The organism is Sphingomonas taxi (genome assembly GCF_000764535.1).
Taxonomy (GTDB): domain Bacteria; phylum Pseudomonadota; class Alphaproteobacteria; order Sphingomonadales; family Sphingomonadaceae; genus Sphingomonas; species Sphingomonas taxi.
This window is the reverse complement of sequence record NZ_CP009571.1, coordinates 31,262-56,215: the sequence shown is the minus strand read 5'-3', so window position 1 is coordinate 56,215 and position 24,954 is coordinate 31,262. Positions and strand designations below refer to the sequence as shown.

26 protein-coding genes and 1 pseudogene are annotated in these 24,954 nt (G+C 67.2%); 16 read left to right on the top strand and 11 right to left on the bottom strand.

Translation table 11 applies throughout. The annotated features are described in order from the left end of the window. Positions 1–70: 70 nt before the first annotated feature. From epsC to MC45_RS19095, 7 genes are all read left to right on the top strand, one after another. Positions 71–1,072, top strand: a complete 1,002-nt coding sequence (epsC, locus tag MC45_RS00260; RefSeq protein WP_245640783.1) for a serine O-acetyltransferase EpsC — start codon at positions 71–73, stop codon at positions 1,070–1,072. Between the two features lie 168 nt (positions 1,073–1,240). Beyond that, a complete protein-coding gene (locus MC45_RS00255) occupies positions 1,241–2,455 on the top strand; it encodes an OmpP1/FadL family transporter (protein ID WP_245640782.1) in 1,215 nt (404 codons plus the stop codon). A gap of 13 nt (positions 2,456–2,468) precedes the next feature. Beyond that, the gene (locus MC45_RS00250; RefSeq protein ID WP_038658181.1) at positions 2,469–2,888 is read left to right on the top strand and encodes a YeeE/YedE family protein; all 420 of its coding nucleotides are present in this window, start codon (positions 2,469–2,471) and stop codon (positions 2,886–2,888) included. Next, positions 2,885–3,268: a DUF6691 family protein gene (locus tag MC45_RS00245; protein ID WP_038658178.1), complete on the top strand. Its 384-nt coding sequence runs from the start codon at positions 2,885–2,887 to the stop codon at positions 3,266–3,268. The genes MC45_RS00250 and MC45_RS00245 overlap by 4 nt, the downstream gene beginning before the upstream one ends. Before the next feature lie 435 nt (positions 3,269–3,703). After that, positions 3,704–3,829, top strand: a complete 126-nt coding sequence (locus MC45_RS19885; protein WP_281177476.1) for a hypothetical protein — start codon at positions 3,704–3,706, stop codon at positions 3,827–3,829. 8 nt (positions 3,830–3,837) lie between these two features. After that, positions 3,838–4,086, top strand: a complete 249-nt coding sequence (locus MC45_RS18505; protein WP_052075421.1) for an MFS transporter — start codon at positions 3,838–3,840, stop codon at positions 4,084–4,086. 15 nt (positions 4,087–4,101) lie between these two features. Further along, on the top strand, positions 4,102–4,518 hold the full coding sequence (locus MC45_RS19095; protein WP_156143722.1) for a hypothetical protein: 417 nt from the start codon (positions 4,102–4,104) through the stop codon (positions 4,516–4,518). Positions 4,519–4,616: 98 nt separating this feature from the next. On the opposite strand, the gene MC45_RS00235 is transcribed toward MC45_RS19095, so the two are convergent. From MC45_RS00235 to MC45_RS00215, 5 genes are all read right to left on the bottom strand, one after another. Next, entirely contained in the window at positions 4,617–5,111 is a 495-nt protein-coding gene (locus MC45_RS00235; RefSeq protein WP_038658175.1) for a hypothetical protein, read from the bottom strand. Between the two features lie 149 nt (positions 5,112–5,260). After that, positions 5,261–5,980 carry a MobA/MobL family protein gene (locus MC45_RS18500; RefSeq protein WP_052075420.1) on the bottom strand — a complete coding sequence of 240 codons (720 nt, stop codon included), beginning with the start codon at positions 5,978–5,980 and terminating at the stop codon, positions 5,261–5,263. Positions 5,981–6,004: 24 nt separating this feature from the next. Continuing rightward, positions 6,005–6,658 carry a hypothetical protein gene (locus MC45_RS00225; protein ID WP_038658172.1) on the bottom strand — a complete coding sequence of 218 codons (654 nt, stop codon included), beginning with the start codon at positions 6,656–6,658 and terminating at the stop codon, positions 6,005–6,007. 71 nt (positions 6,659–6,729) lie between these two features. After that, positions 6,730–7,374 carry a hypothetical protein gene (locus tag MC45_RS00220; protein ID WP_038658169.1) on the bottom strand — a complete coding sequence of 215 codons (645 nt, stop codon included), beginning with the start codon at positions 7,372–7,374 and terminating at the stop codon, positions 6,730–6,732. Between the two features lie 348 nt (positions 7,375–7,722). Beyond that, positions 7,723–9,849, bottom strand: a complete 2,127-nt coding sequence (locus MC45_RS00215) for a MobA/MobL family protein (RefSeq protein ID WP_038658166.1) — start codon at positions 9,847–9,849, stop codon at positions 7,723–7,725. 274 nt (positions 9,850–10,123) lie between these two features. Between MC45_RS00215 and MC45_RS00210 the strand changes: the two genes are divergently transcribed. The 4 genes from MC45_RS00210 to MC45_RS19455 are packed head-to-tail and all read left to right on the top strand — an operon-like array spanning position 10,124 to position 13,926. After that, on the top strand, positions 10,124–11,014 hold the full coding sequence (locus MC45_RS00210) for a hypothetical protein (protein ID WP_038658162.1): 891 nt from the start codon (positions 10,124–10,126) through the stop codon (positions 11,012–11,014). A 4-nt stretch (positions 11,015–11,018) separates the two neighbouring features. After that, positions 11,019–11,381, top strand: coding sequence for a hypothetical protein (locus MC45_RS00205; RefSeq protein ID WP_038658159.1), 363 nt, complete (start codon positions 11,019–11,021; stop codon positions 11,379–11,381). Continuing rightward, positions 11,378–13,687 carry a hypothetical protein gene (locus MC45_RS00200; protein ID WP_156143721.1) on the top strand — a complete coding sequence of 770 codons (2,310 nt, stop codon included), beginning with the start codon at positions 11,378–11,380 and terminating at the stop codon, positions 13,685–13,687. Before MC45_RS00205 ends, MC45_RS00200 begins: the two co-directional genes overlap by 4 nt. Beyond that, on the top strand, positions 13,684–13,926 hold the full coding sequence (locus MC45_RS19455) for a hypothetical protein (RefSeq protein ID WP_038658154.1): 243 nt from the start codon (positions 13,684–13,686) through the stop codon (positions 13,924–13,926). The genes MC45_RS00200 and MC45_RS19455 overlap by 4 nt, the downstream gene beginning before the upstream one ends. Here MC45_RS19455 and MC45_RS20025 read toward each other — a convergent pair. After that, positions 13,869–14,267 (bottom strand): annotated as a pseudogene (locus MC45_RS20025) (IS6 family transposase); the annotation flags it as partial. The gene MC45_RS19455 and the pseudogene MC45_RS20025 overlap by 58 nt on opposite strands. Before the next feature lie 63 nt (positions 14,268–14,330). On the opposite strand from MC45_RS20025, the gene MC45_RS00190 reads away from it, so the two are divergent. Then, the gene (locus MC45_RS00190; protein WP_038658150.1) at positions 14,331–14,984 is read left to right on the top strand and encodes a hypothetical protein; all 654 of its coding nucleotides are present in this window, start codon (positions 14,331–14,333) and stop codon (positions 14,982–14,984) included. A gap of 71 nt (positions 14,985–15,055) precedes the next feature. On the opposite strand, the gene MC45_RS00185 is transcribed toward MC45_RS00190, so the two are convergent. Continuing rightward, the gene (locus MC45_RS00185; RefSeq protein ID WP_081974254.1) at positions 15,056–16,249 is read right to left on the bottom strand and encodes an AI-2E family transporter; all 1,194 of its coding nucleotides are present in this window, start codon (positions 16,247–16,249) and stop codon (positions 15,056–15,058) included. Continuing rightward, positions 16,246–16,896, bottom strand: a complete 651-nt coding sequence (locus MC45_RS00180) for a BON domain-containing protein (RefSeq protein WP_245640781.1) — start codon at positions 16,894–16,896, stop codon at positions 16,246–16,248. Before MC45_RS00180 ends, MC45_RS00185 begins: the two co-directional genes overlap by 4 nt. 160 nt (positions 16,897–17,056) lie before the next feature. Between MC45_RS00180 and MC45_RS00175 the strand changes: the two genes are divergently transcribed. The 4 genes from MC45_RS00175 to MC45_RS00160 all read left to right on the top strand — a co-directional run bounded on the left by MC45_RS00175 (position 17,057) and on the right by MC45_RS00160 (position 20,727). After that, the gene (locus MC45_RS00175) at positions 17,057–17,746 is read left to right on the top strand and encodes a GNAT family N-acetyltransferase (protein ID WP_245640780.1); all 690 of its coding nucleotides are present in this window, start codon (positions 17,057–17,059) and stop codon (positions 17,744–17,746) included. Positions 17,747–17,829: 83 nt separating this feature from the next. Further along, positions 17,830–18,555 (top strand): alternative oxidase, encoded by a 726-nt coding sequence (locus MC45_RS00170; RefSeq protein ID WP_081974252.1) that lies wholly within the window; start codon positions 17,830–17,832, stop codon positions 18,553–18,555. Positions 18,556–18,605: 50 nt separating this feature from the next. Beyond that, entirely contained in the window at positions 18,606–19,403 is a 798-nt protein-coding gene (locus MC45_RS00165; RefSeq protein WP_038658147.1) for a universal stress protein, read from the top strand. Beyond that, entirely contained in the window at positions 19,312–20,727 is a 1,416-nt protein-coding gene (locus MC45_RS00160) for a glycoside hydrolase family 130 protein (RefSeq protein ID WP_081974250.1), read from the top strand. The genes MC45_RS00165 and MC45_RS00160 overlap by 92 nt, the downstream gene beginning before the upstream one ends. Positions 20,728–20,756: 29 nt before the next feature. Here MC45_RS00160 and MC45_RS00155 read toward each other — a convergent pair whose 3' ends face one another. The 3 genes from MC45_RS00155 to MC45_RS00145 all read right to left on the bottom strand — a co-directional run bounded on the left by MC45_RS00155 (position 20,757) and on the right by MC45_RS00145 (position 24,642). Then, positions 20,757–20,969 (bottom strand): DUF4287 domain-containing protein, encoded by a 213-nt coding sequence (locus MC45_RS00155; protein ID WP_038658145.1) that lies wholly within the window; start codon positions 20,967–20,969, stop codon positions 20,757–20,759. Positions 20,970–21,040: 71 nt separating this feature from the next. Further along, complete coding sequence (locus tag MC45_RS00150; RefSeq protein ID WP_081974249.1) at positions 21,041–23,704, bottom strand: cation-translocating P-type ATPase; 2,664 nt, start codon at positions 23,702–23,704, stop codon at positions 21,041–21,043. Further along, complete coding sequence (locus tag MC45_RS00145) at positions 23,701–24,642, bottom strand: L,D-transpeptidase (RefSeq protein WP_245640779.1); 942 nt, start codon at positions 24,640–24,642, stop codon at positions 23,701–23,703. The genes MC45_RS00150 and MC45_RS00145 overlap by 4 nt, the downstream gene beginning before the upstream one ends. Positions 24,643–24,954 lie beyond the last annotated feature (312 nt).

Genomic DNA, 24,954 nt, shown 5'->3' with positions numbered 1-24,954 from the left:
GCCGTTCGCCGCGCGGGCGCCAGTCCGCCATAAGAAGAGCGCAACGCGAGCGCGCCGGTCGTTGCGGACGATGAGCGGGATGTTGCGCGCCGGCCCGGATGATCAAAGCCCCGGCGCGGCCTGGTCGATCGATGCGATCGGACGGGAATTGCGCGATGCCCGCGAAGAATGGCGCGCGCGCCACCGGCGTGACCCGCAATCGGGCTTTCCGTCGCGCCGGGCGGTGCGGGCGATCGTCGACGACCTGTCGGCGGCACTGTTCCCGTCGCGGCTGGGACAGGACGACGACGGCGCGCGCGACGAAGACGGCTATGTCCACGATATGCTGGAGCGCGCGCTGGGCCGCCTGACCACGCAGGTTCGTCGCGAGTGGATCTACGAGGCCGGGCCGGATGCGGACGACACGGCGCCGGCGCGTGCGATCGTCGGCCGCTTTGCCCGACGGCTGCCGGCGATCAGGCGGCTGCTCGACAGCGATGTCGAGGCGGCGTTTGCCGGCGATCCGGCGGCGCGCAGCGTTGACGAGATCCTGCTCTGTTACCCCGGTATGACGGCGACAATCTACTACCGGCTGGCGCACGAACTGCATCGTGGCGGCGCGCCGCTGATCGCGCGGATCATCGCGGACATCGCGCATTCCGACACGGCGATCGATATCCATCCGGGCGCGACGATCGGCGACCGCTTCTTCATCGATCACGGCACCGGCGTGGTCATCGGCGAAACCGCGGTGATCGGCCGGGGCGTGCGCATCTATCAGGCGGTCACGCTGGGCGCGCGCAGCTTCCCGCGCGATGAAAATGGGGCGCTGAGCAAGGGGATCGCGCGCCATCCGCTGATCGGTGACGATGTCATCATCTATGCCGGCGCGACGATCCTTGGGCGGGTAACGATCGGCGCGGGGTCGGTGATCGGTGGCAATGTCTGGCTGACCGAGGATGTGGCGCCGGGCAGCGTGATCCATCAGGCGCTGGCGGAGCGCGAACGGGGCGGTGCGGCGATCCCGAACGGCCGTGTCCTGCCGGAACGCGTCGCACCCGTACGCCGCGCCGATGCCGGGGTGCCCGGCTGATCGCGACAAGTTTGCGTTTGGTCGCGGCAAATTAAGCTGGCGTGTAGCGCAGCGCGTTCCTGTCATATTCATATAAGGTATACGACGACAGGGATGACGGCGATCGTGATGTCCAGGTTTTCGAGGCGCGGCGGTACGATAGCCGCGAAGTTCGCTATTGCGCTTGGCGTGCTGGGCCACGGCGGGGCGGCGCAGGCGACCGACGGTTACTTCCTGAGCGGCGTAGGCACCAAGGCAAAGGGCGAAGCGGGCGTCGCGATCGCACTGCCGCAAGACGCACTGTCGATCGCCGCCAATCCTGCCGCTGCGACCGAGCTGGGTGATCGCCTGGATGGCGGGATCGAGCTGTTCATTCCCGATCGTGGTGCGACGATCCGCGGCAACGGCGCGGGGGCGGACGGAAATTTTAGCGGGAACGGTGCCAATCCGTTCGTGCTGCCCGAGGTCGGCTATGTCCGTCAGCTGTCGGAAAAGGTCGCCATCGGTATTGCTCTGTATGGCGGCGGCGGCATGAACACGACCTATGCGCGCAATCCCTTCGCCAGCTTCGGCGCGAAGGGGGCAGCGGGGGTCGATCTGAAACAGATGCTGGTCGCGCCGACGCTCGCGGTGAAAGCACTGCCCGGCCAGAGCATCGGGGTGTCGCCGCTGCTGGGGGTGCAGATCTTCAGCGCGACGGGGTTGCAGCCGTTTGCCGCACAGTCGCTCGATCCTGCACGGTTTACCGACAAGGGCGCCAATTGGGCGGTGGCGACCGGAGTCCGGTTGGGCTGGCTGGGGCATTTTGGCAGCCGGGTCACGCTCGGCGCCTTCTACCAGTCGAAGCTGCGCTCGCGCCGCTTCGACGATTATGCCGGCCTGTTTCCCGGGCATGGCCGCTTCGACGTTCCGGCTTCTTACGGCGCCGGGCTGTCGATACGGCCCATCCGGGCGCTGACGTTGTCGGGCGACGTGAAGCGGATCGATTATGCCGGCGTCGCCGCGGTCGGCAACCCGCTGTCGCGGCTGTTTGCGGGCAATCCGTTCAGCAGCGACGATGGTCCGGGGTTCGGCTGGCGCGACATCACCGTCTACAAGGCGGGGATCGGCTATACGATTGATTCGCACTGGACGGTGCGGGCGGGCTATGGGCGCTCCGGCAATCCGGTGCCGGCGTCCCAGACCTTGCTGAACATCCTCGCGCCCGGGGTCGTGCAGTCGCATTACACGGCTGGTGCGACCTGGACGTCGCGATCGGGAGTCGAGGTCACCGGCTATGTCATGCGCGCGCCGCGCAACCGGGTCGCGGGCAGCGGGTCGATCCCGATCCCGTTCGGCGGTGGCGAGGCGGATATCGATCTTGCCGAAACGTCGCTGGGCCTGTCCTTCGGCAAGCGGTTCTGAGCATCGCACGCCAATGTTTTATTCGCTTCTGTATCCCATCGCGGGTGGCGTGTTGATCGGCCTTGCCGCGGGCGGCTTCATGCTGGCGTCAGGTGAGATCGCCGGGATCAGCGGCATCGCCCGACACGCGCTCGTCGGACCCGGGCGGGGCTGGCGGCTGGCGTTCGTCGCCGGGCTGGTCGCGGCAGGCGAGATGCTGGCCTGGTACGCCCCCGATGCGGCGAGCGCGTCATTCGCTGCGCTGTCGCTATCCAGGGCGTTGCTCGCCGGCCTGCTGGTCGGGGCGGGCGCGGGCCTTGCGAACGGCTGCACCAGCGGCCACGGCATCTGCGGTCTGGCACGGATGTCGCCGCGCTCGCTGGTGGCGGTGCCGGTCTTCATGGCGACCGCCGCGCTGACGGTCTGGCTGATCCGGCATGGCGGTATGCGATGAAATTGTTGCCGGCGGCGCTCTTCGGACTGCTTTTCGGCTTGGGCCTCGCTTTGTCGGGCATGGCTGACCCGGCGCGTGTTCTGGGCTTTCTCGATGTGGCGGGTGCCTGGGATCCCGGGCTCGCCTTCGTGATGGCCGCGGCGGTATCGACCGCCGCGCCCCTGTTCGCGCTGGCGGGACGTCGCCATGGCATCGCGGCAAGCGCACCGGCCACGCGGATGGATTTCCGACTGATCGGGGGGGCGGCGATCTTCGGCATCGGCTGGGGCCTTGCCGGCATCTGTCCCGGTCCGGCGCTCGTCGATCTGGCGTTCGCGCCATGGCGACTGCTCCCGTTCCTAGGCGCAATGATCCTGGGCCTGCTGCTCGCCCGGCGTTGAGCATATCGCAAGCCCTGCGGCGGGAACTCGCTGCCGCTTGCGGCGGCGTATCGGGGTCGGTACATAGAATGGACCCGGATTGATCTTCCCCCGGTTCGCCATAGACACTGATGGACGAGTTCGACCTTCAGGCGACGGAAGAAACCCTTGATCGCGACACTATCGTAGCAAGTGCCGGTGCGGCTCATCGAAAGCGTCGCGCTGCGCAATCGACCACCACTGGCGATCGAGTGTGGATTTCACCGCTGGCCGGTATAGCGCGGCGTCGCCGATGAGCTATATCGCGCCGAAATCGGGCAGCCAGGATGTGCCGATCGCCCCGGGAAATCATGCCGAACTCGGTGGGTCCGAAACGCAGGCGATGACCACAAGCTTGTCCGACGTCGATAGTACCGCCACCCACCCGACCGGACTACGCACGATCCCACCCGCTGTATGGTGCTGGCGATAACGACCTTCGCGATGACCAGTTCGGAATTCATGGTTGCTGGAATGCTGCCGACGCTGGCGCGGGCATTCCGGGTTTCGATCGGAGCGATCGGTTTTCTGATCTCGCTCTAGCGGTCGGCATGGCGGTTGGCGGACCGTTGGTCACCGCGCTGCTGCGCCACCGCAAGGTTCCGCACAAGCGCGGGCTGGCATGGCTGCCGGCCCTGTTCCTCGGCGGCAGCCTGATAGCGGCGACCGCACAGGGCTATACGGCGATGCCCCTCGGCCGGATCATCCAGGGGGTGGCCAGCGCCGGCTATCTCGGCGTTGCCCTGACGATCTGCGCCGAACTGGTCGCCCCTGATCGGCGCGTCCGGGCGTCATCCTAAGTGCTGGCGGGGCTGATGCTCTCGCCGGTGGCGGGCGTACCGACGCTGACGCTGATCGCCGAGGCGGCGGGATGGCAGGCGGCGTTCTGGACGATCGTCGCGATCACGCTCGTTTGCATCGGCTTGATCGCCACCGGCCTCCCCGCCTCGCCCCCCGACGCGTTGCGCAGCCTGATTGCGCGTGTAAGCCTGCTTCCCGGGAAGCGACGCGGCGAAATGAACGCGACGCTCCACGGTGAGTTCGGCGCGATCCTGGCCTGGGTCGAGGCGCGACAGCAGGCTGAAAACGACGAAACGCCCGGAGCGGCGCTCACGGGCGTTTCGAGAAGAAAACTTGATCGAAGCCGACATTCGACCTTGCCTCGAATGTCGGTAACGGTGGTTGCGGGGACATGCAGCCATTTTGACTTGTTACGGCGCGCACGTTGGTAAGCGTGAAAACATCGTGCCGCCTGCCCGGCAATAGCCCTACGGTCCCTGGCGGGTGCTAGGCAATGGTGAGGTAAGCCTGGTTTTCTCCAGTACTTTCCTCACCACCCCTGTACCCCCAGAACAGGCATGATCTCATCTGGCACGGTGGTACGTGCGATGTCGCGCAGGCGCTTTGCCGCCAGTGCAGCACCAAAGGTGATATCCGCCGCGGGCAAGCCAACATCACGCCGTAGCCTGCCGTCAGCGTCGACCGTGATCCTGAAGCGGCCCGGTCCGGCACGCGGGATGATGACCGCGCGTGCTGCAGCGTCAGGCACCCACAGCATGCAGTCACGAACCCGCCGCCGCGCTTTGCCGACGGTATAGGCCGCCTGGATACGATGCTGGACGATCCGCCGGTCATCGGCGAACAGTTCCAGGATGACGACGTCGCGATCGACGCCACCGGCCGCGTGGTAGGCGGCATCGACGAAGGTCGCGCTGGCAGTACCGATCGACACCATGGGCATCCAGCGCCGTTCCGATGCGTCTTCGTCCATCATTGCGCCCAGCGTCTGGAGGTACCGACGCTGCAGGCTCTCTTTGGCTTCCATTTGCGTGCTCCGTTATGTGCAGGATCGCAGGCGCGAACAGAAATCCTGTTTTTCCCTTCTGCCCTCGCCTGCACTTCATAGATCTTTCGAAATCTGGATAAGCATCTATTGACGCGACGACCGAACACGACGCGGCCGCCGCGATTAACTCACGAGGAAACTTCCGATCGCGCACCGGCGAAGTGGTGGGCGATTTTCGAACAGTCCGGATGCGCCGGCGTGTAGCCGCCGTAGCGGTAAGGCGTTGTTGCCGCTTGCCGCATCACCGGCGGCAGCAGCGCGATCCAGTCGGCGTGGATCGCGCTCCTCACCGCTGCGCCACGCCAGGCCGAAATATTCTGCCCAAATCTCGCATTGTGCTTCCACCCGCGCGTCGTCATCAAGAGGTGCGCGTGCGGGCGGATCATCCAGCCGCCCGCGACGCCACGCTGCGCATGAATTGCCCACGCGACGGCCGGCCCACGCCGTACCAGCGTCTCGCGCACGAAGCCACGCACCAGCGGCACCCACTCCGGTTCTGGCAGGTCGTCCGGTAGGGTCAGGACGATGTGCCAAGCCCGCACCGCGTCCACTGCGCCGTCTTCGCACGCGGCGTCGATCTCGCGCCAGATGCGTCCGGGCTCCTCGGCCCAGCATGGATGGTTCGCCGACAGTTCCAGCCCCCACGCGGTGAGATCGTCGCGGTGGCGATAATCGAGGAAGCCACGCGCATCATGGCCGCGCTGCCGGGTGATGTAGAGATAATTCGCATACGCACCAGCGTGGGTGGCGCGCCGGTCGCCGGACATGGCGATCAGGCCACGTGCCGAGATCGGGCGGATGCTAACGGGCCGGCGGTCGTGCAGGGGAAGGTTGGTCATGGCGTTCATGGTCGATGTCCTTTGGCGGAGAGGTCAGCGGAGCGGCGTGTCACCGCGCGCGCGGCGGCGCTCGGCGAGCCCGCGCAGCGCGATGCGTGCGGGATGCGCATGGTCGTCGAAGGCGGCGTGGAGGTCGGCCCACATCGCCCAGGCGGTCTCCGCCTCGTCCACGAGTTCGCATTCGGTCTGGGCGGGGTCGGGCAGGAAGCACGCGGGCAGCTCCGGCCTGCACTCGGCGGCGCAGCGGCAGAAGCACGGCACGCCGGGCGCAGTGCCCCGACGGTGCCGCCCCATCACCGCGTGCGGGAGAACACGCAGCCGCTCGCCGGGATCGGCGACGAGCGCGGCGAGTCGCGGATGCCGATCCGTATCGACGATCCCGCGCAGCTTAGTGACGAGGGTATCGTCGGTTTCCCAGCTGACGAGCGGGCCGGTGGCGGGCAGTCGCGGCTCGATCCAGTCGGCGAGCGTCGCCGGCAGCGCGCCTTCCCGCAATGCGGTCGCCTGCGCGTGGAAGTGGAAGCCGCCGCCCGCCTCGGGCACGACGCTGAGCAGCGCCACCCCGATCATCGGCCGCGACAGAGGGCGAAAGAAGAGGTTCGGACAGGTGGCAACCGAGCGCAGTGCGATGGCGGTGGACGCACGCGAGAAGCCCTGCGCCTCGAGGCGCAGAAGGTCAGTGAACATGGGAGTTGGTTCCTTGGGCATGAGGGCGCCGGGATCGGCGTCGGTTGTTGGTGATGAGGAAGGCGCGCGCCTCAGGCGGCGCAGGAACGATGGATCTGCGCGGCTGGCAGGTCGCTGGCGGCAAGCCACAGCTCGAGTGCGGGACGCAGCCGTGCCTCGACTTCGTGGCCGAGCGCGGTCCGCGCGGCAATCTGGCGGAGCGTGAGCTTCATCGTGGCGATAACATCGGTCTGGAGCGCGTGCAGGACCGGCGAGACCCGCGACCACGCCCAGTCGATGAAGCAGTCGTGGGCATTGCGGCACGAGGCCGGCGCACCGATCGCGGCACAGGCATCGACCAGCGACACCATCTCGCCAGCGTCATCGACCCCGCGCAGGTTGATGACGATGCGCAACTGGGTGCCCGCCAGCGTCGCCAGCACAGGCGACCCGGCGACAGCGGGCAACCGCGCGAGCGCGGGCAGGATGCGCTCGTCGAGCGCATAGCCTGCAACCACGCCGGTGGGCGGAAGATGGCGATCAAGCCAGGTGCCGAGTTCGCCGGGGTGGTCGCCGTGATCGAGCACCGAGCAGCGCAGCGCGAAGTCGACACGACCATTGGTGACGTCGCAGGTGAAGAGCGCGAGGCCGACAGCGTGCTCGTCTACCCCCTCACCGAGGAGATGGATGGGATCGACGGTGGCGATGGCGAGCGCGGTCAGCGTGTAATGATGCATGATGTCAGTCCGGAATGGGCCGGACACACGTTTCTACCCGCTCATGTCGTCGCATGAGCGGGATGGCGGCGTGCCGGCAAGGGGAAGCGCCCGCGAGGCGGGTGAGGCGAGCGGCCCGGTGCCGAGGCACTCGAGCCGGAGCAGCCGGCGGAGGAGAGCTTCTGTTTTTCCCTTCCGACCTTCTGCTCGCTTCTTCTTCCCTCACCTTTTTTGCGGCGCGGGGCTCCTGCCCCCCCGCCGCTCCTGCTTTTCATCGCTGGCGCGGTGGCTCGGCCAACGTCCCGGGCAGCAAGATCCGTACAGGTCATGCTTCTTTTCCTTTCCTCTGGGTGCTTTCCGGCGCTCCGTTCACAAGCGACGTGGACGCAATCCTCTGGAACGCGGCCGTTCCGGTCCGCGCAGATCGCGGAGCGGTGACATTGCGCGCGCATCGGGTGATGATGCGGCAGAGGCATCAGCGAGCCCGGCCGGAATCGGTCTCGTGGCACGCTCCTCGCGCTCGAGCGCGACGCTGCGCACGCGGCGCAGGAACTCGCGCCAGTGCGGATCGCCAGCGACCGCCTCGATCTGCGTGGCGAGGTCGCACGGTACGCCGGCGCGCACCGTCGGGCGTGTCTGCTCCTCGACGATGAGATGCGGATTACGCTCGACCGCCTCGACCGCGGCGCGATAGGCCGGCGGCAGGACCGCATAGCCCCCGAGCCGTGTACGGGCACGGTCGTCCTCGCGCTCGCGCCAGGCCAGCCACGCCAGATAATGCTCGACCCGCTCCCACCATGCCGGGATCGGTTCGTCACTGGCAGGCGCGGGCAATCTCCGGATCGACGCGGCCGCGCGCGGCACCGCCGCGATATATGGCATATTGAACAGGTCGGCGGGTTCGCGCGACGGTCTCCCGCGCTGACCGGGGGTATCGAATACCAGCGCCGCATTGCGCGCGATCGCGAAGGGAAATGAAGCGGTCGGGTGGATCACCGCACTGGCCCGCACGGCCGTGGGCGGCACATCAAGACGCCGGAGCATGGCGGCCTGTTGGGGAGCCGTCGGAGACACGATGACGGGGGGCGTCGTCGTTGCGCCGGTTCGCGCTGCCGGCAGCGGTGTCGCGGGCAGCGTCGTGACCATCGCGGGTCGCCTCGGCGTCATCGGCGCAGGCGCAGGTACCGACCGCACTTCGAGCGCACCGAATCGGGTCATCCGCGGTCGCGGCGGCAAAGCCGAAAGCGACACCCGCTCACGGACCGTGGGACGCACGTTGAATGGTTCAACGACACCCACGGGCGATGCCGGTGTTCGCGGCATAGCGGCAGCCACGGGGTCAGGGACCGCCGTGGTACCCGCCGCCGCCTCGCGAGCCGACCTCGTCGCCCGCTGCTCCATCACCGCTTCACGAACCTTGAGCAGCGCGGCGCGCTGCTGCTCGAGGTCGCGCCGCCGCAGACGCTCGGCGTTGCGCGCCGCAACCTGCTGGTTGCGCGCGTGTGCGGGCACGTGCTGCCCCCGTGCAACCAGGTCGCTGAGCGCCGGGCCCAAATGCGTCTGCGCTTCCAGGTCCAGTCCGCGCGCGGCATGCGGCAGGCCGGTATATTCGACATCGCGTCCAGCCCGGCGGGCCGCCCCGGTCTGCGCATGCGCCCACAGGTGGCGCAGCGTGCGCATCCCTTCCTTGCCGTCGAGCGCGGTGACGAGGTCGTCGGCGAAGCGCCATTCGCGCGGCGCGACCTGCTCGGCCGGGCGGTACGACGTCAGGAAGTGCGCATGCCAGTTGCGGTCGTCGCCGCCCGGATCGGGCCTGTGGATCGTCGCACTATAGGGAAGTCCCAGCGCCTCGAAGTTCTCGCCGAAGCGCCGCACCGCGTCGATCATCTCCGCCTCGCTTGCATCGTCATCCAGCGCGAGGACGAAGCGGAACTGGATCTTGGCGTTCGCGCGCGTGGCACGCGCCACCGCCTCGACTGCCGTCCAGGCGGCGGCGATCCCGGCGGCATCCTTGCCCAGGTTCGAGATGATGAGCGCGTTGCCCTCGGCATCGGTGAGCGCCGCGCCATCGCGGATGGTGTAGAAGAACCCGTCCGCCGCGCAGCCCGGTCTTCCGCCCTTGCCACCGGCGCGCACGTAATCACCGCGGATGTAGATGCCGATCCGCCCCTGGCTGTCGCGCACGGTGAAATAGCCAGGCTCGCTGCGGCGGCTAGGAGACGCCAGCCTGGCCAGCTTCTTCGAGCCGCCGGCCGGCTTCTTCGGCTCGCCGTGCACTTTGACCGAGGCCCCCCAGCGTCGGTGCCGGATCTCCCATTCGGCCAGTTCCCTAGCCAGCCGGCGCGCGATGCGCGCATCCTCGCATGCGGCATGTAGCCGCGTGCCCTTCTTCTGCTTCTCCTCGCGCGTGCGCTTGCGCTCGACGCCGCGATCCTGGCGCAGCGCCCGCTTCACGACGCGGTCGCCCTCCGCGATCCAGGTGCCGTCGACCATCATCTCGACATGAGCAAAGGGGGGTGGGGAAGACCGGCGGCCGCCAGGCCGCGGGCTCGAAATCGCAGATTTCATTTATTGCGCCCCCACCCCCAATTGTTACTCGCCTGCTCACCCGGGGTCTGAAGCAACGGACGATTACGCTCGCTCCGGCCCCGACTCGTGCTTCAGCAGCGAAGCATCGCCAGAGCGAGGCGCGTGGGCGCGCAGCGATCCGCGACGCCGGCAGTGACTAGGGCACCGCAGAAAAAGCGGTTTCACGCGCGTGGGTCAGCCGATGCTCAAGCGCGATGACGACTCCAACAAGGAGTCGCCCATGCCCCCCAATCTGCCCTCGTCCCTGCCCTCACTCGACGACATCGACGCCGCACTCGCTGCCATCGACAATGAACTGGCGCACATCGCAGCGCTGCTCGACGCGCCCACTGACACCAGTGGTGCCTGCCACCCGCACCATCACTGGTGGACCGCTGGGGGGCTCGCCATCGCCTGCGGTCTTGGGAGTGCGGACATCCTCACTGCCGCCGGTCTGCTAGCGCAATCGTGGCAGACGTTCTGCGAGCGGCTCGCCGAGGCAGGCGAAGACCAGTGCGTGCTGCAGCTCTTTCCCGCCGCGATCGCGCGCGACCGCGCCGCACTGGAGATAGCCGGCGCAGCGATGCTGCACGATCACGGCCTGCTGACCGGCACAGAGCTGCCGCTGCGCTGGCGCGCGGCGCCGAAATTCGGCCTGGGCGCGCCGTTCGTCGCCTTCGGCTTCGACGCGGCCGACCGTGATGCTTGGGACGGCATCTGGGCATTGCCGCTATCCGACTTGGCGGCGCTCGGCGCCGCAATAACGGATAGCGACATTTTTCCGGCGGCCGGGACAATGCTGGCGACGCTGGTCGCGCGCCACCGCGTCGACTTACGCGCGCGCGGTGCGCACGCCCGCCACCTTCGCGCGGTCGCCGCCTATCGCGATGACTGCTCGCGCTTCGCCACCTGGCAGGCCGGCCATCCCGACCACCCCTGGCCAAACCGGCTCGCCAATGCCCGCCAGGGTCACCTCGCGCGCACCACCGCTGCGGCGCTCGACCTGCCCGTGCCGACGCTCGTCCGCCGCGGCGAGGCTGCCCGGTGGCTAGACGCCCATGACGCCAACCTTCGCTTCACCGAAAGGAAGTAGACCCTTGCAGATCACCATCACCTATCGCGGACAGGCCATCACCATCACCGACATCGCGCCCTTCGTCGTCGAGCAGCAGCGTCTTGAGGACGCGCTCGGCATTCTCATGCGCGGCTTCGATCCCAACCGCCCGGCACTGCTGCGCGCACGCGAGCGCGAGATCGTAGACCTCCACGACAGGATCGTCGAACTCGCCGAGGTCGTGCAGCGCTGGCGCGACGCCGAGGAGGCCGCACTAGCGCCGGTGCGCGATGCCAATGTCATGGCTGTGTGGACGGCATGGCGACGCTGGCAGGCCGCCGACGCGGCCGACGCCGAGCGCCGCCGCAGCGGCAACGATCCCGACGATACGGGATGCGCGCGATGACCGTACGCGATCTCGACGACGACCTGCGCACCGACGTGCCGCAGCTCCTCGGGCGGCTCGCGGTCGAGCTGCCGCAACTGTTCCACGACGACGGCACGCCCACCGCCGCCATCGCGGCGCTGCGGCTTCCGGCGGACATCGGCCTCACCGACGTCATGGTCGGCGGCTGGGACTTCATGGGCGAGCTTGGCGACGCAGGATCGTTGCGCATCGCCGGGTTGCGGCTCCCGAAGATCGGCTATTACGTCGCCGACGACGATCCGTTGCGGAGCGCTACCTCGGTGCTCTGTGGGCGCCTGCCGCGCTGGCCGGCGTCGCTCGATGAGACGGTTGCACAGGACGAGGCCGCGACTTTGCCGGCCGCCTCCGCGAAAGCGATGCTGCGGCGGGTTAACTGCACCCTCAGCGACGTCAGCATCGCCAAGGACGTGCTGCGCGGCGGCGGCACGCTCGGCGCGGTGATGATCGGCGCGCTGAAGGCCAGCGATGCGCTCACGATCGCCGAGGCCGTGCGCGATGCCGCCAACAGCGCGATCTTCGGCCAGGAAACCTCGGAAGAGCGCGTTCGACAGGTCGAGGTCGCCCGCGAGCGCAGCGTAGACGCCGCCCGCGCTTGCCTGACGCTGCTCGAACTGCTCGATCGACATCGCGTCGCCAGCAAGCCCGGTGAACGGATGCCGCATAAACCGGGCAACGAAGAAGAAAAGGGCGGCCTGGACAAGTCCCGGCTCGCCGTCGTGGCCGCCGCGCGGCTGATCGTCAGGGTCGCACCATTGGTCCGGCTACCACGTCACACCGCTCCTGGCCTCGCCTACCGCAACAAGCAGGTCAGCGAGGCACTGCTCCTCGCACGCACGCTTATCGACGGTGTATTGGTCTTCGTCCGCGATCATCACGCCGGCGCGCCGGGATCATGGTCGACCCTGCTGGGCAAGATGGCGAAGATCAAGGACCGGCAAATGGTGGACAGCACGCCGGATACGGCCATCGAAGGCTTGCCTGACCTCCTCGACACATCGGGTAAGACGCTGGGGCTCGATACCGCCGAGCGGGCTCAGCGCATTGCCGCGATCACCCGCATCGATGCCACGCGGATCTTCATGCTGCTGCACAGCGCGCGCGTCGACGAGGCTGTACGGCTCTTCCCATGGCTCGCGGCACGCCACCGCGTTTTCCCGGATTTCTCCGGCGGCTTCGCCGACGCGGTCACCGTGCTGCTCGAACTCCAGCGCTGCCGGGCGATCCTGCGCGAGCTCGTCGTGCGGACCCGCGGGCCGCTGGCGGATCGCGACGAGGCCGGCCCGCCCGCGACCGCGCCACGGCTGACGATCCGCGAGGCGCAACGCACCTTTGCGACGTCGCGCAGGATGGATGCAGCGCTCGCCAGCCACCACGGCTTCGCGACCTACGCACGCGAATTTGCGCTCTCACATGCCGTGTACAAGGCGCATGCTGCCGGGCAGCCGCTCGATCTCGCCCATTCCCTGCCCATGCTCCAGCAGGGGAGCACCGACTGGACGTCGAAGCTCGCTCACCGCGACGTTGCGACGGTCGCGACCACCGCGGCCGCCTTCACGACATCCGCGGTTGTCACCGAGACCAATCGTGAGCGCCAGGACCTGCCGCGCTTTTTCGGCATGACGTCGATCGAGTTCATCACCGCCAGTCTCCAGACCATTCTCGCCGCGCATCGGCGCGGAGCGACGGCAGTAACACGAGGAGGTGGCGCCCATACGCTGGAGATCGACTGGAGCATCTTTGAGCTGACCGAGCTGATGCTCGCTGCCGTCGATGCGTCGGGTGAGGAAGTCGCACGCTTCAGGAAGCGCACGAGGGCGGACGGCCCCGCTTCCCTCAACCATTGCCGGCGCGGCCCGGCGCGTCGTGGCCAGAAGATCATCAAGGCGCACAAGACCACACGAATCGCGGCTTTCGAGAAGAAGCTGACCGCCGAGACGCGCCGCACATCGGCATGGAAGACCATGGGCACCGGCTACGACACCGCGATCGACGCGGCGCCCGCTGCCGACCAGTGCGTGCCGGCCTATTGGTACAATCCCGAACACGACCTGCCGTTCTGGAGCGCTTTCCAAAACGCCGTAAAGGAGCCCGCCCCTGCGCCGACGAACGGCCAGCCGGCGACGGCGCGCGACGCCCTGATGCTCGAACTCGCCGGCTTCGCGGCCTGGGCACCGCCGCTAATCACCAAGCTTCTGCCGACCCCGCAGACCGCGCGCGCGATCACCTTTCTAGCGCACGGCTTCGTCGGCATCGCCGCCGACCCAGACTTCGCGAAGCTGCGATGAGCGCGAACGAGCCTGACCTGTACGGCGATCTCGCCGCCACAGCCCCGGTGGCGCCGCCCGTATCCGCGCGGCGCCCGGCCGGCCGTCGCGAGGAGATCCGCGCCGCGATCGACGAGCTGCGCTGCGGTGCGCCGATCCTGTCGGTCGGAATCGGACGTCTTGCCCGGGTGATCGGCGGGTCCAAGGCGCACCTCCAGCACGAGCGCGATGCCCCTTTGTCGCGTGTGCTGGTGACGTAGCTCTCCAGCACCTCACCTTCGTGATCCACGGCTCGCCACAGGTAGACCATCTCGCCATTCAGCTTCACATACATTTCGTCGAGGTGCCACCGCCAGTGACGAAAGCCACGCATCCGGCTCACCCGAGCACGGCGGATGTCGCCGGCGAACAGCGGACCGAACCTGTTCCACCACAGCCGCACCGTTTCGTGGCAAATGTCGATCCCGCGTTCGAACAGCAGATCCTCAACGTTCCGCAGCGACAGCGGGAAGCGGACGTACATGAGCACCACTAGCCGGATCACCTCCGGCGATGGGTTGAAATACCGGAACGGCGAAGCTGGCTTGCGGGCGCGGGGCATGCCCCTGCCCTACCCCACTCAGATTATCGGCACAGCCGGTGCATTTGGTTTGACGGAGCCCGCGTGACCGAGCCCGATGACCCTAACCCCGAAGGGGGCCGGGCCGGCGCGGGGCGGCTGGTCTATGCCCCGAGCTTTGCGACCGTGGACGAGGCGACATTCAACGAGCTGGCCGCGCTGATGCGCGACGGCGCGCCTCGCAAGCCACCGACGCCCGCAGCGTTGTGGCGGCGCGCCTACGATGAAGCGATGTTCAACCGCCGCCTGGTCGGGGTGCAGCACGATCTATTCGGCGGCAAGCCAACGACGCATATGCACAAGGCCAGGCCGGGGCCGGTTCCGGACCGGGAACCCGAGCCAGTTGAGGAAAAGCTGGCGCGCATCGCGCGCGATCGGCAAGCGACGTTCGGCGTCGGCCGACCGGCACTGTCGCCAGAGGAAAGGTCCGCCGTCATCGCCGGCGCGGCGAACTGGCTTCGCATCGCCCAGCGCGTCCGTATCGTCGGCTCGTTCGCCAGCCTCCACGGTCGCGCCGATCGCCGTGTCGGGCGCAGGGGTGTGATCTGGCGCCTGTGCAGCCCTGTCTTTGCCGACCATACCTACGTCTATCTCGATCCGGTCGGAGCCGAACGCGTCGAGAAGATCGCGATGGTGGAACTGCGCGACGTACAGCCTATCGACGATGCGCCGTTGGTTGCTATCTTTCCGCCAGCATGATCGCGCTGCGTACCGCCCTCCACTTCCTAACAGGGGAGACTATCGATCGCGACATCCGGCGCGCTCGGCTGTTAGCCGCGCGCCGCAAGCCGATTGGCAGCGTCATCCGACGTGGCATCCTGTCCGGCCATTGGGATCAGGGGAACGTCGTCGGCGCGTTCCGCAACGGCCGCGGCACCTTCCGAGCCGATCAGGCTCCACACCGTCATGAAGATCGCGGCAGCAACTGGTCCGATCAGGAGCCCGTTGAAGCCGAATGCGGCCAGCCCCCCGAGCGTCGTCACGAGCACGACGAAATCAGGAATGTTCGTCTCGCGGCCGATCAGGATTGGCCGCAGCACATTGTCCACCGACCCGATCACGAGGATGCCAGAGGCTGTCATAATCAGACCGTGCCACATGTCGGCTGTCGCAAAGAGATAGATCGCGACCGGCACCCAGACGATGCCGGTCCCCACCGCCGGCAGCAGGGACGAAAGCGCCATCACGACCGCCCATAGAAGCGCGTTTGGCACACCGAGCATGGCCATGATGATGCCGCCAACCGACCCCTGTGCCGCCCCGACAAGGACTCCACCTTTGACCGTCGCGCGAACGACCGTCACGAAACGATCGGCGAGCACCCGGCGCTCGTCCGGTTTGAGCGGCACGACGTTGCCGATGCTAGTCGTCATCGACCGCCCGTCACGGAGTAGGAAGAAGGTCAGATAGAGCATCGCGGCGAGCGACAGGAGGAAACTCGCGGCACTTTGGCCGATCTTCAGCGCATGCGACGCCAGGATTTGCAACCGCGCCGTGATACCGATCGACAGCTGTTCACGAAGGGAATCAAGGTCGGTGATACCGGTGCGCCGCATCAGGCCTGCCATCCAGCCCGGCAGGACCGCCTGGATACGTTCGAACGTCGCGGCGATGTCAATCTGACCAGACTGAATCTGCGCATAGATCGCGCCCGCCTGGTCGAGCAGGAACATCGACAGCGCAATACCCGGCACGACGCCCATCGTGACGACCACGAGCAGTGTGAGGAAGGCCGCGAGATTTCGCCGCCCGGGAAAGCGGGACAGGATGCGGTTGTTCAGCGGCCAGAACATGATCGCCGCCACCACACTCCACAGGATAGCGCCGAGGAACGCCCAGATCGACCATAGGAACACGATGGTCACACCAACGGCGACGACGCCGAGCGCCAAGTGCGCCAATGTCAGGTCGAGCCGGGGACGGCGCTCCGCGCGACGCGTGTCCCGCAGAGCGCCCACGGTCATGCGACGACGAGATCGTTATGCACGGCCGAGGTGGCTTTCGAGTTCCAGGCCGTCTGACATGCAATATAGCGGTCCGACATGGTCGGGACAGTTCCGGAAAGCGTCACCGTCCCGCCCTCAGCCGTAACGGTGATCGTATCCGGATCGAACCGGGAGCGATGCAAGGCCGCGTCGATCTCGGCACGAATATTGGACGCAACCGGATGCGGTTTGACCGTAGTGTCGTTCTGGATGCCGACGATGCCGGTCATGCCGCGCAGCACCTTCTCCGCGGCTTCGCGCTGGAAGTGCCACTCGACCAACCCGGACAGTGTGACCCAGCCTTGCTCGACACGCACCTTCACGGCACCAGCCGGCACGCTGTCTTCCCAGTCGAGCCGGTTGAGTGCTGCCCGCGCGATCTCCTCGTCGCCATACTTCAGCGGCAGCGCGAGCTTGACCAGCAGTTCCTCGACTACCGCCTTGACCCCCCGGACCCGGGCGGTTGCCTTTTCCGCGTTCCGCTTCTGGAGGAAATTCTCGACGTGACCCGACAGGGTGACGACGCCGGCATCCGCGGTAACGCCGATATGCGCGGCATTGATGCTCGGCTCCCATACCAGCTCGGCAAGGACAGCCTCCTGAAGCGCGCGATCGTGGGGCATCATGGTCTCCTCGTAGGATTGGGCGAAGCCGTCGAACCGGATGCCCCGTCCCCTCGATGTAACGCCGGGCGGCTGACGGCCTAGGATCGGGAAATACGTGCCCGACCAAAGGGATCGCGCATCGCGATCGGTGTCGGCGCGCCTCTCATGCAAAGGCGCTTACGTGTTTCCCGAGCCTGCGATGGCCGTCCGCTCCAGGCTAGAAGCGTCGACAAGCGGTGGTCGCAATGCCGACCGCCTGCCCTCACGCACAGCCAAGGGATCCACCGTGATCGAACTCGTCACCACTCGCCCGGACAGCCCCGGGGCACCGGCGATACCACTTCACGACGCGGACTGGAGCGCTGACTTGGTCTCGCGTGCCGGCTACCATTTTCACGTGCGCCCTGCGGCGCCGGCGGACGAAGCGGTCCTCGCCGAGTTCTTCACCCATGTCGACAAGGAGGATTTGCGGTTCCGCTTTCTCAGCGCGATCCAGAAGGTCGGGCACGACCAGCTGAAGGCGTTGGTCTCGGTCGATCATACGCGCACCGAAAACTTCCTGGCGATCGAGAGCGGCACCGGCCTGGTCATCGCAACCGCCATGCTCGCCTCGGACGAGACGTTGACCAATGCCGAGGTCGCGGTCGCGATCCGGTCGGACTTCAAGCGCGGCGGGATCAGCTGGACGCTCGTCGAGCATGTCGTGCGGTTCGCCCGGTCCAAGGGCATCAAAACGCTGGAATCGGTCGAGAGCCGCGACAATCATCAGGCGATCAAGCTGGAGCGCGAGATGGGCTGGTCCGCCTCACCCTGCCCCGGCGATTCCACGCTCATCGTGCTGCGCATGGCACTCGAACCCCAGGCCGCCTGAGCGGTTGGCGATCCCAGCCAGTGGCAGGATCGCTGTCTGCCCCTCGCCGGCATCAGCCCACGCCCGAACCCAGGAACATCCCGATGGTCAATTCAGTCCTTACCCCCGATGCGCGCGCGCTGGCCGACGAGCGGGCAGCCGAGCCGGTCGTGCATCACGTACCCAAGGGCTTTTCCGACCGGTTCGCGCTGGGCTTCACCAAGCTGCTGCGCTTCAGCGCCGATACCTTCTTCGCCAAGCGCTACGGTCACCGTGCCATCGTTCTCGAGACGGTCGCAGCCGTGCCGGGCATGGTCGGCGCGATGTTCACGCATCTGACCTGCCTGCGGCGGATGCGAGACGACGAAGGCTGGATCCGCACCCTGATGGAGGAAGCGGAGAACGAGCGCATGCACCTGATGACGTTCATCGAGATCGCCAAGCCGACATGGTTCGAGCGGCTGGTGATCCTTGGCGTCCAGGGCGTGTTCCTCGTCGGCTTCTCCATCCTGTATCTGGTCTCGTCGCGCACCGCGCACCGGGTGGTCGGCTATTTCGAGGAGGAGGCTGTCACCAGCTACACCCTCTACCTCCAGGAGATCGATGAGGGCCGGTCGGCCAATGTGCCGGCCCCGGCAATCGCCAAGCACTATTGGCAAATGGCCGACGATGCGACGCTTCGCGATGTCGTGCTCGTCGTCCGCGCCGACGAGGCCCATCACCGCGACGTCAATCACGGCTTCGCCAGCACGCTGGGCGGCAAACCCGCCGATGCGAGCGTCATCGCCCCCTACCCTCAGCACGCGACCCAGCTCGCCGTCGGCGGCTGACCGGCCTCGCAATGCCCGCCCTGCCGACGCCAGATCAGATCGGAAGAACCATGCAGTCCATCCTTCTCCACGTTCAGGACGATGACGATCTCGACGGCCGCATCGACGCGGCGGTGACGCTTGCGAGGGCGTTCGGTGGACATATCACCTGTCTGCACGCGACACCCTATGCCGAGTATCTGACCAACGACCCGTTCATCGCGACCATCTTCCCGGTCGACTTCTCGACGAAGATGGAGGCGCTGCGCCTCGATCTCCGGAAAAAGGTCGAGATGCGGCTGCGCGAGGCCGGGTCGGATTGGGACTGGGTGCATCTTGATGACGAGCCGCATCTTGCGCTTCTGCGCAAGGCGCCGATCGTCGATGTCATCGTGTTGAGCCTCGGATCAGGCCGGAAGGCGCAGTCGCTCGCCGCGACGGTTGCCGCGACCGCGCGCGCGCCGGTCCTCGCAATTCCTCCGTCTGACACGCCGTTCGATCCTGCCGGTGTCGTGGCGGTCGCGTGGGACGGCTCCGCGGAATCCTCGGTCGCGCTGCGCGCGTCGCTGCCGCTGCTGCGCAAGGCAGCGTCCGTCCACCTCGTCGAGATCGAGGACCGGACCTTGCGGACATATAGCGAGCAAGGCGCGCATTACCTGTCGCGACATGGGATCGACGCTCATGTCGTCCGTCGCGGCGCGGACAGCGGGGATGCGGGGGGTGCCATTCTGAAGGTGGCAGAAGAGGTGGGCGCCAGCCTGCTGGTCATGGGTGCCTATGGTCATTCGCGCACGGTCGAGTTCCTGCTGGGCGGAGCCACCCAGGCGGCCCTCTCGAACAGCCGCATTCCCCTGCTGCTGGCGCACTAGCGTCGTCGAGACCGGATCCCCGCCCCGAAGGAACGCTCGATTGTCCAATGCCGCATTCGTCGATCGCCTGGATATCGTCCTGCGCCCCGACCCTTCGCGGGTCGTGATCCGACCCTATGTTCCGGGTTCCGACGACGATCATGCGCGCGCGCGACGGATCGCGTCGCGCGTCATGGCGCTCGACGACGCCACGGTCGCGGACGAACTCTGCGACCTGACGCGCGACTTCGCGGGGCATCACGCCGAGGTCGAGGCGGTGTTCGCGCAGCGTTATGCCGAGGTCAAAGGCGTCATCGGTCACGATGATCCGATTGGCGAGGAGCGTATCCTGCTGATCGGCGCCTATTTCTGCCAGGAATATGGCTACGAGGCAGCCGCCCTCTTCAACCCCAGCATCGTAGCCCATCCCGACCAGACGAGGATCCCCGCAGGGTCGGTGCGTTTCGTCCTCTCGTTGCGCGCCGTCGGCGAGGGCCATGTCTCCTCAATCACATTCAGGACGGGGGTGTGCGACGCCTCCGGGGGAATTGCCCTCGAGCCACAGGGCGCGCGGGCGATCGTGCCGCGGATCGAGGATGCCGCCTTGGGCGGCTCGCGACCTGCCGGCGTCCGCATGCAATGCGAGCCCGGGTACGCGCTGTCCGAGATCGTCATCTTTCCCTCGACCCCCGCGCAGCGCAACGGGATCGAGGATCTGCGCCTCGTGCGCTTTGCCGACGATGACGGGACGGTTTCATGGCTCGGCACCTATACGGCCTATAGCGGGCAAGGCATCCGCCAGGAGCTGTTGCGGACCAATGACTTCTGCTCCTTTGCCCTGGACACGATCCACGGAGCGGCCGGCGCCGGCAAGGGCATGGCGCTGTTCCCGCGGCGCATCGCCGGCCGCTACGCCATGCTCGGCCGCGCCGACAACGAGACCATCTCGCTGGCCTATTCGGACGACCTCTACGACTGGCCGCTCGGTACGACGATCATCGAACCGCGATGGCCGTGGGAGTTTGTGCAGATCGGCAATTGCGGCTCGCCGATCGAGGTCGCTGAGGGTTGGCTGGTGCTCACCCACGGGGTCGGACCGATGCGCAACTACGCGATCGGTGCCTGCCTGCTCGATCGTGACGACCCGTCGAAGCTGCTCGGGCGGCTGACCCGCCCGCTGGTTCGTCCCGATACGACGGAACGCAAAGGCTACGTCCCCAACGTCACCTACAGCTGCGGTGCGCTGCTCCACGGCCGGACGCTGGTCCTGCCCTATGCGGTCGCCGACAGCTTCACGACGTTCGCGACCATGCCAATCGACCGATTGATCGCCGCGATGCGATAGCCGCAAGCGACGCGACCGGGTCACTCGCCTTATGCCTTTTGGGTGGACAATGTATGTGCCACCACCGCGTTCGCGTGGCCATGCCCCATGCCATGATCGCTCTTCAACATGGCGACCAGCTCCATGTGCTTTGCCGGCAGCTTCTGCCGGATCAGCCCCTGCCATTCGTCGATCGGGCGACCATATTTCTGCTCGATCGACGGGAAGTAGGAAGCAGGCCCCTTGACCGATTCGTCTGCCATCGCTGCTCTCACTCCCCTTGATGCCGGCCCGGCAGCATGATCGGTTGCGGCTTTCCCAAGCGCAAGTCTGATCATCGGGATCTATCGGCTCCCCTCCTCGCAACCGTTTCTACGATTCTTGCGGCCTGCCACCGTGCGACGATCTGCTTGGTGGCTTCGGTCACGATGACCGTCGACCCCGTCGCGCCGAGGCAGAACCAGAGCGTACGGCTGACCACCGGTGAGGTGCCGAGGATGCCGCCCAACGGGGGCCAGAACATGGCGACCAGCTGCAGCGCGAGTGCGACGCCGATGCCCAGCAGTAGCCACGGGTTGGAGAACAACGGCTCGTGGAAGATCGAGCGTCGCTCGCTGCGCATGCACAGCACATAGACGTTCTGGAACAGCACAGTCATCAGCAGCACCGCGTTCTGGATCTCGGCAAGCGGATGCCCGTCCCGCCGCAAGGCATAGACCAGGAAGAGCGCAAAGCCCGTCATCACCACGGCGGGCGGGATCATCAGCGCGATCGCACTGCGATCGAGCAGCGGTTCGCCCGGCGCGCGTGGAGGTTGCCGCAACTCGTCGCCTTCGCCACGGCCGAACCCCAGCATCACATCCTGCGCGCCGTTGGTGACGAGGTTCAGCCAGAGGAGCTGGACCGCGGTCAGCGGCATCGGCAGACCGAAGGCGACCGCCCCGAGGAACATGCCGATCTCGGCCATCCCCGTCGCCAGCAGGATGATGACGATCCGCCGGACATTGGCATATGTCACCCGGCCTTCCTCGACGCCCGCCACGATCGAGGCGAAATTGTCGTCCGCCAGCACCAGATCGGCCGCACCGCGCGCGACGTCGGTGCCGGCAATGCCCATAGCGACGCCGATATGCGCCGCCTGAAGCGCGGGGGCGTCGTTGACGCCGTCCCCGGTAACCGCGACCAGCTCGCCGCTGGCGGCCAGAATCTGGACGATCTCGAGCTTCTGGACCGGCTCGATCCGCGCGAACACGCGGCCTGCCAGCACGAGCGTGGAAAGCTCTGCCGGCTTCTGCGTCAGCGCGCTCATCTGCGTGCCTGTCACCACCTGATCCTCGCGGACCTCGAGTCCGAGCTCGCGCGCGATCGTCAGCGCCGTGCCGGGATGGTCTCCCGTCACCATGCGGACGCCGATACCAGCCTCGGCGCAGCGCGCGATCGCCGCGGGCACCTCCGGGCGGACCGGGTCGATCAACCCGATCCACCCGAGGAAGACGAGGCCGCTTGGCGAGGCGGGGTCGACCGTCGCCGATCCGTCCGACATGGCAACGGCGATAATGCGGTATCCGTCGCCTGCCATCGCGCTAGCCTTGGCGATCGTGGCAGCATCGATCGGGTGGCACATCGGCCGGACGACTTCGGGCGCCCCCTTGGCGAACACGCGGATGCCCTGTCCTTCATCGACCGCCACGGACGAGAATTTGCGGGCTGGCTCGTAAGGCAGCCCTGCGACCCGGACGATCGCCCGAATCGCCGCGAGATCGGCGCCGTTGTCCCGCGCGAACCCCAGAAGGGCGACATCGACGGTATCGCCAACCGGTAGGCCGTCGGCACCGAGCGACGCTTCGTTGCAGAGCGCTGCGGCGCGACCGATGGCAACCAGCGCGTCTGCATTCGCCGCCCATTCTGCGCGATCGAACGCCCGTCCGTCAGCAAGCAGGATGCGTTCGACCGAGAGCACGTTGCGGGTGAGCGTGCCCGTCTTGTCGCTGGCGATGACGGTGCAGGCGCCAAGTCCCTCGACCGCCGGCAGCGACCGGACGATGACCTTGCGTGCCGCCATGCGGCGAGTTCCCGCCGCAAGTGCGACGGTGACCGCGATCGACAGTCCTTCCGGGATCGCCGATACCGCAAGCGCGACTGCCAGCAGCAGGATCTCGTCGCCCGGACGGCCCTGGACAAGCAGGACGATCGCGAACGGCACGATCAGCGCAATGCTGGCAATACTGATCTGCCGCGCCAACCGGTTGAGGCGCACGACGAGCGGCGGGGGTGTTGCCTTGGTATCGCGCAGCGATGCATCGATCGCGCCGAGGGCTGTATCGGCACCGGTCGCCACGACGACGCCAGCCCCCCGTCCCTCGTCGATCATCGTGCCCGCGAGCAGCATCGTCGTGCGGTCGCCGGGCGGCGTGCGCTCGACGAGGGGCGCCGCCTCATCCTTCAGGACCGCGACCGACTCGCCGGTGAAAGTCGATTGATCGACGCGTAGCGCCACGCTTGACGACAAACGGATATCGGCCGGCACCGCCATACCGCTTTCCAGCTCGACGACATCGCCGACGACGATGTCGCGCGTATCGATCACCGACACGGATCCCCCGCGGCGGACTGGTGCGGTATGGCCGATCATATCGCGCAGGGCGGCGAGGCTGCCAGCAGCCTTGCCCTCCTGGAACGTGCCGATGAGTGCGTTGACGATCAGCACGACGCCGATGAACCCGGCGTCGGTCGTGTGTCCAAGGCCCAGCGATACAGCCGCCGCAGCGACGAGCAACCAGATCAGCGGGCTGTTGAACTGCCGCACGAACAACAGGATAATCGAAGGCGCCGGCGGGGGCGCCAATTCGTTCAACCCGTCCCGAACAAGGCGCGCGGTCGCCTCGTCAGGCTCCAGACCCCGATCGGACGTGCCAAGCCGGGCTGCGATGTCCGTGCTCGACATCGCGTGCCATGCGATAACCGGAGCGGTTTCCTCTCGGGTGTGGTCGGCGATCATGGGCGGTCGGCCTCGATCACCGTCACCGGCTTGCCAGTGCCCGCGCTCGCCAGCGTTTCGCGCGTGACGAGCAACGTCGTCCCCGGCGTGAGAACCGTCGCCAACGCGGCACGGAAGCCATCGGGAAGACGGCCCTTCGCCCGATCCGCGTCACTCAGCTCCCCGGTTCGGGTTTGCCCGGGCAGCGGCAATCGCAGCCAATGCTCTCCCCCGTCATCGATCGCCTGGAGGGTGAACGCCGCGGTCTCTTCCACAGGAGCGTCGAGGTCGATTGCGCTCGATCCGATTTCGACGCCGTTGCGCAGGACGACCACCCGGCGGTCGCGACCGCTGATGACGATCGACACCGGACCGGTGGGCGCGCGTGCGGGGTTCCAGGCAAAGGCGCGGTCACCACCGGTCCCGCGCTCGTCGCGCTTCAGAACGCCGGGTTTCGCGACCACCACTGGAACCAGCGCGTCCTGCGTGATGACCACGGTGATGCCCATCTTGGTGATGCCGAACAGCAGCTTGGCAAAGGCCAGTGGCATCCGGATACAGCCATGCGAGGCGGGATAGCCCGGCAGGTTGCCGGCATGCATCGCGATCCCGCCCCAGGTCAGCCGCTGCATGAACGGCATGGCGGCATCCTTGTAGAGGTTGGACACATGGTCCGCGTCCTTCTGGAGGACGGTGAACACCCCCGTCGGCGTCGCAAAGCCCTTCGTACCCGTGGAGACGGTGGAAACCCCGATCGCGACACCGTTGCGATAGGCGTAGGCTTTCTGGGTCTTGAGGCTGACGATGATCGTGACCGGGCCTTCGGGCGCGATCCCGGGTGCCCACAGATATTCGCCGGGCTTCAGCGCCTCGATCCTGCCGTCAGCGGCGGGGATCGGTAGCGTCTGCGCCGCGACGGCGATCGGCACCGACAGGGCGAAGGCGATCGCCAGAATCAATTTGCTCGTCACGTCAGGTCGACCGCCACGGCCAGCCTGGACGCAGGGCCAGCGCCCTTCACAAGACGCCGCGGGCGTCGATCCTTGAGCGGGTCGAAGGCGAGCGAAAGTGACCGCGCCGCACCATCGGCTAGGTGTAGAATGGGACGGCGCAGGACCGGCGCTGATCCGTCCGAAGTGCGGTTGATCGTCATAGCTGTGGCATCCGATCCTGCGGCTTCTGCCGCGCAACCCGCCTCGCGGGAGGCGGGGGTGATAACCCTCTACCCGCCTGGCCCATCGCGCATCACCATCGGCAATTACGCAGGTATC

What these genes read in the sequence shown, in the direction of transcription:
- MC45_RS18500 (WP_052075420.1), bottom strand. Translation starts at nt 5,980, where the DNA reads ATGAACGCCATGACCAACCTTCCCCTGCACGACCGCCGGCCCGTTAGC.
- MC45_RS19455 (WP_038658154.1), top strand. Translation starts at nt 13,684, where the DNA reads ATGAGCGCGAACGAGCCTGACCTGTACGGCGATCTCGCCGCCACAGCC.
- MC45_RS00210 (WP_038658162.1), top strand. Translation starts at nt 10,124, where the DNA reads ATGCTCAAGCGCGATGACGACTCCAACAAGGAGTCGCCCATGCCCCCC.
- MC45_RS00225 (WP_038658172.1), bottom strand. Translation starts at nt 6,658, where the DNA reads ATGTTCACTGACCTTCTGCGCCTCGAGGCGCAGGGCTTCTCGCGTGCG.
- MC45_RS00180 (WP_245640781.1), bottom strand. Translation starts at nt 16,896, where the DNA reads ATGATGCCCCACGATCGCGCGCTTCAGGAGGCTGTCCTTGCCGAGCTG.
- MC45_RS00185 (WP_081974254.1), bottom strand. Translation starts at nt 16,249, where the DNA reads ATGACCGTGGGCGCTCTGCGGGACACGCGTCGCGCGGAGCGCCGTCCC.
- MC45_RS00160 (WP_081974250.1), top strand. Translation starts at nt 19,312, where the DNA reads ATGGTCATTCGCGCACGGTCGAGTTCCTGCTGGGCGGAGCCACCCAGG.
- MC45_RS00245 (WP_038658178.1), top strand. Translation starts at nt 2,885, where the DNA reads ATGAAATTGTTGCCGGCGGCGCTCTTCGGACTGCTTTTCGGCTTGGGC.
- MC45_RS00170 (WP_081974252.1), top strand. Translation starts at nt 17,830, where the DNA reads ATGGTCAATTCAGTCCTTACCCCCGATGCGCGCGCGCTGGCCGACGAG.
- MC45_RS00150 (WP_081974249.1), bottom strand. Translation starts at nt 23,704, where the DNA reads ATGATCGCCGACCACACCCGAGAGGAAACCGCTCCGGTTATCGCATGG.
- MC45_RS00200 (WP_156143721.1), top strand. Translation starts at nt 11,378, where the DNA reads ATGACCGTACGCGATCTCGACGACGACCTGCGCACCGACGTGCCGCAG.
- MC45_RS19095 (WP_156143722.1), top strand. Translation starts at nt 4,102, where the DNA reads ATGCTCTCGCCGGTGGCGGGCGTACCGACGCTGACGCTGATCGCCGAG.
- MC45_RS00250 (WP_038658181.1), top strand. Translation starts at nt 2,469, where the DNA reads ATGTTTTATTCGCTTCTGTATCCCATCGCGGGTGGCGTGTTGATCGGC.
- MC45_RS00235 (WP_038658175.1), bottom strand. Translation starts at nt 5,111, where the DNA reads ATGGAAGCCAAAGAGAGCCTGCAGCGTCGGTACCTCCAGACGCTGGGC.
- MC45_RS18505 (WP_052075421.1), top strand. Translation starts at nt 3,838, where the DNA reads ATGGCGGTTGGCGGACCGTTGGTCACCGCGCTGCTGCGCCACCGCAAG.
- epsC (WP_245640783.1), top strand. Translation starts at nt 71, where the DNA reads ATGAGCGGGATGTTGCGCGCCGGCCCGGATGATCAAAGCCCCGGCGCG.
- MC45_RS00215 (WP_038658166.1), bottom strand. Translation starts at nt 9,849, where the DNA reads ATGATGGTCGACGGCACCTGGATCGCGGAGGGCGACCGCGTCGTGAAG.
- MC45_RS00165 (WP_038658147.1), top strand. Translation starts at nt 18,606, where the DNA reads ATGCAGTCCATCCTTCTCCACGTTCAGGACGATGACGATCTCGACGGC.
- MC45_RS00220 (WP_038658169.1), bottom strand. Translation starts at nt 7,374, where the DNA reads ATGCATCATTACACGCTGACCGCGCTCGCCATCGCCACCGTCGATCCC.
- MC45_RS19885 (WP_281177476.1), top strand. Translation starts at nt 3,704, where the DNA reads ATGGTGCTGGCGATAACGACCTTCGCGATGACCAGTTCGGAATTCATG.
- MC45_RS00155 (WP_038658145.1), bottom strand. Translation starts at nt 20,969, where the DNA reads ATGGCAGACGAATCGGTCAAGGGGCCTGCTTCCTACTTCCCGTCGATC.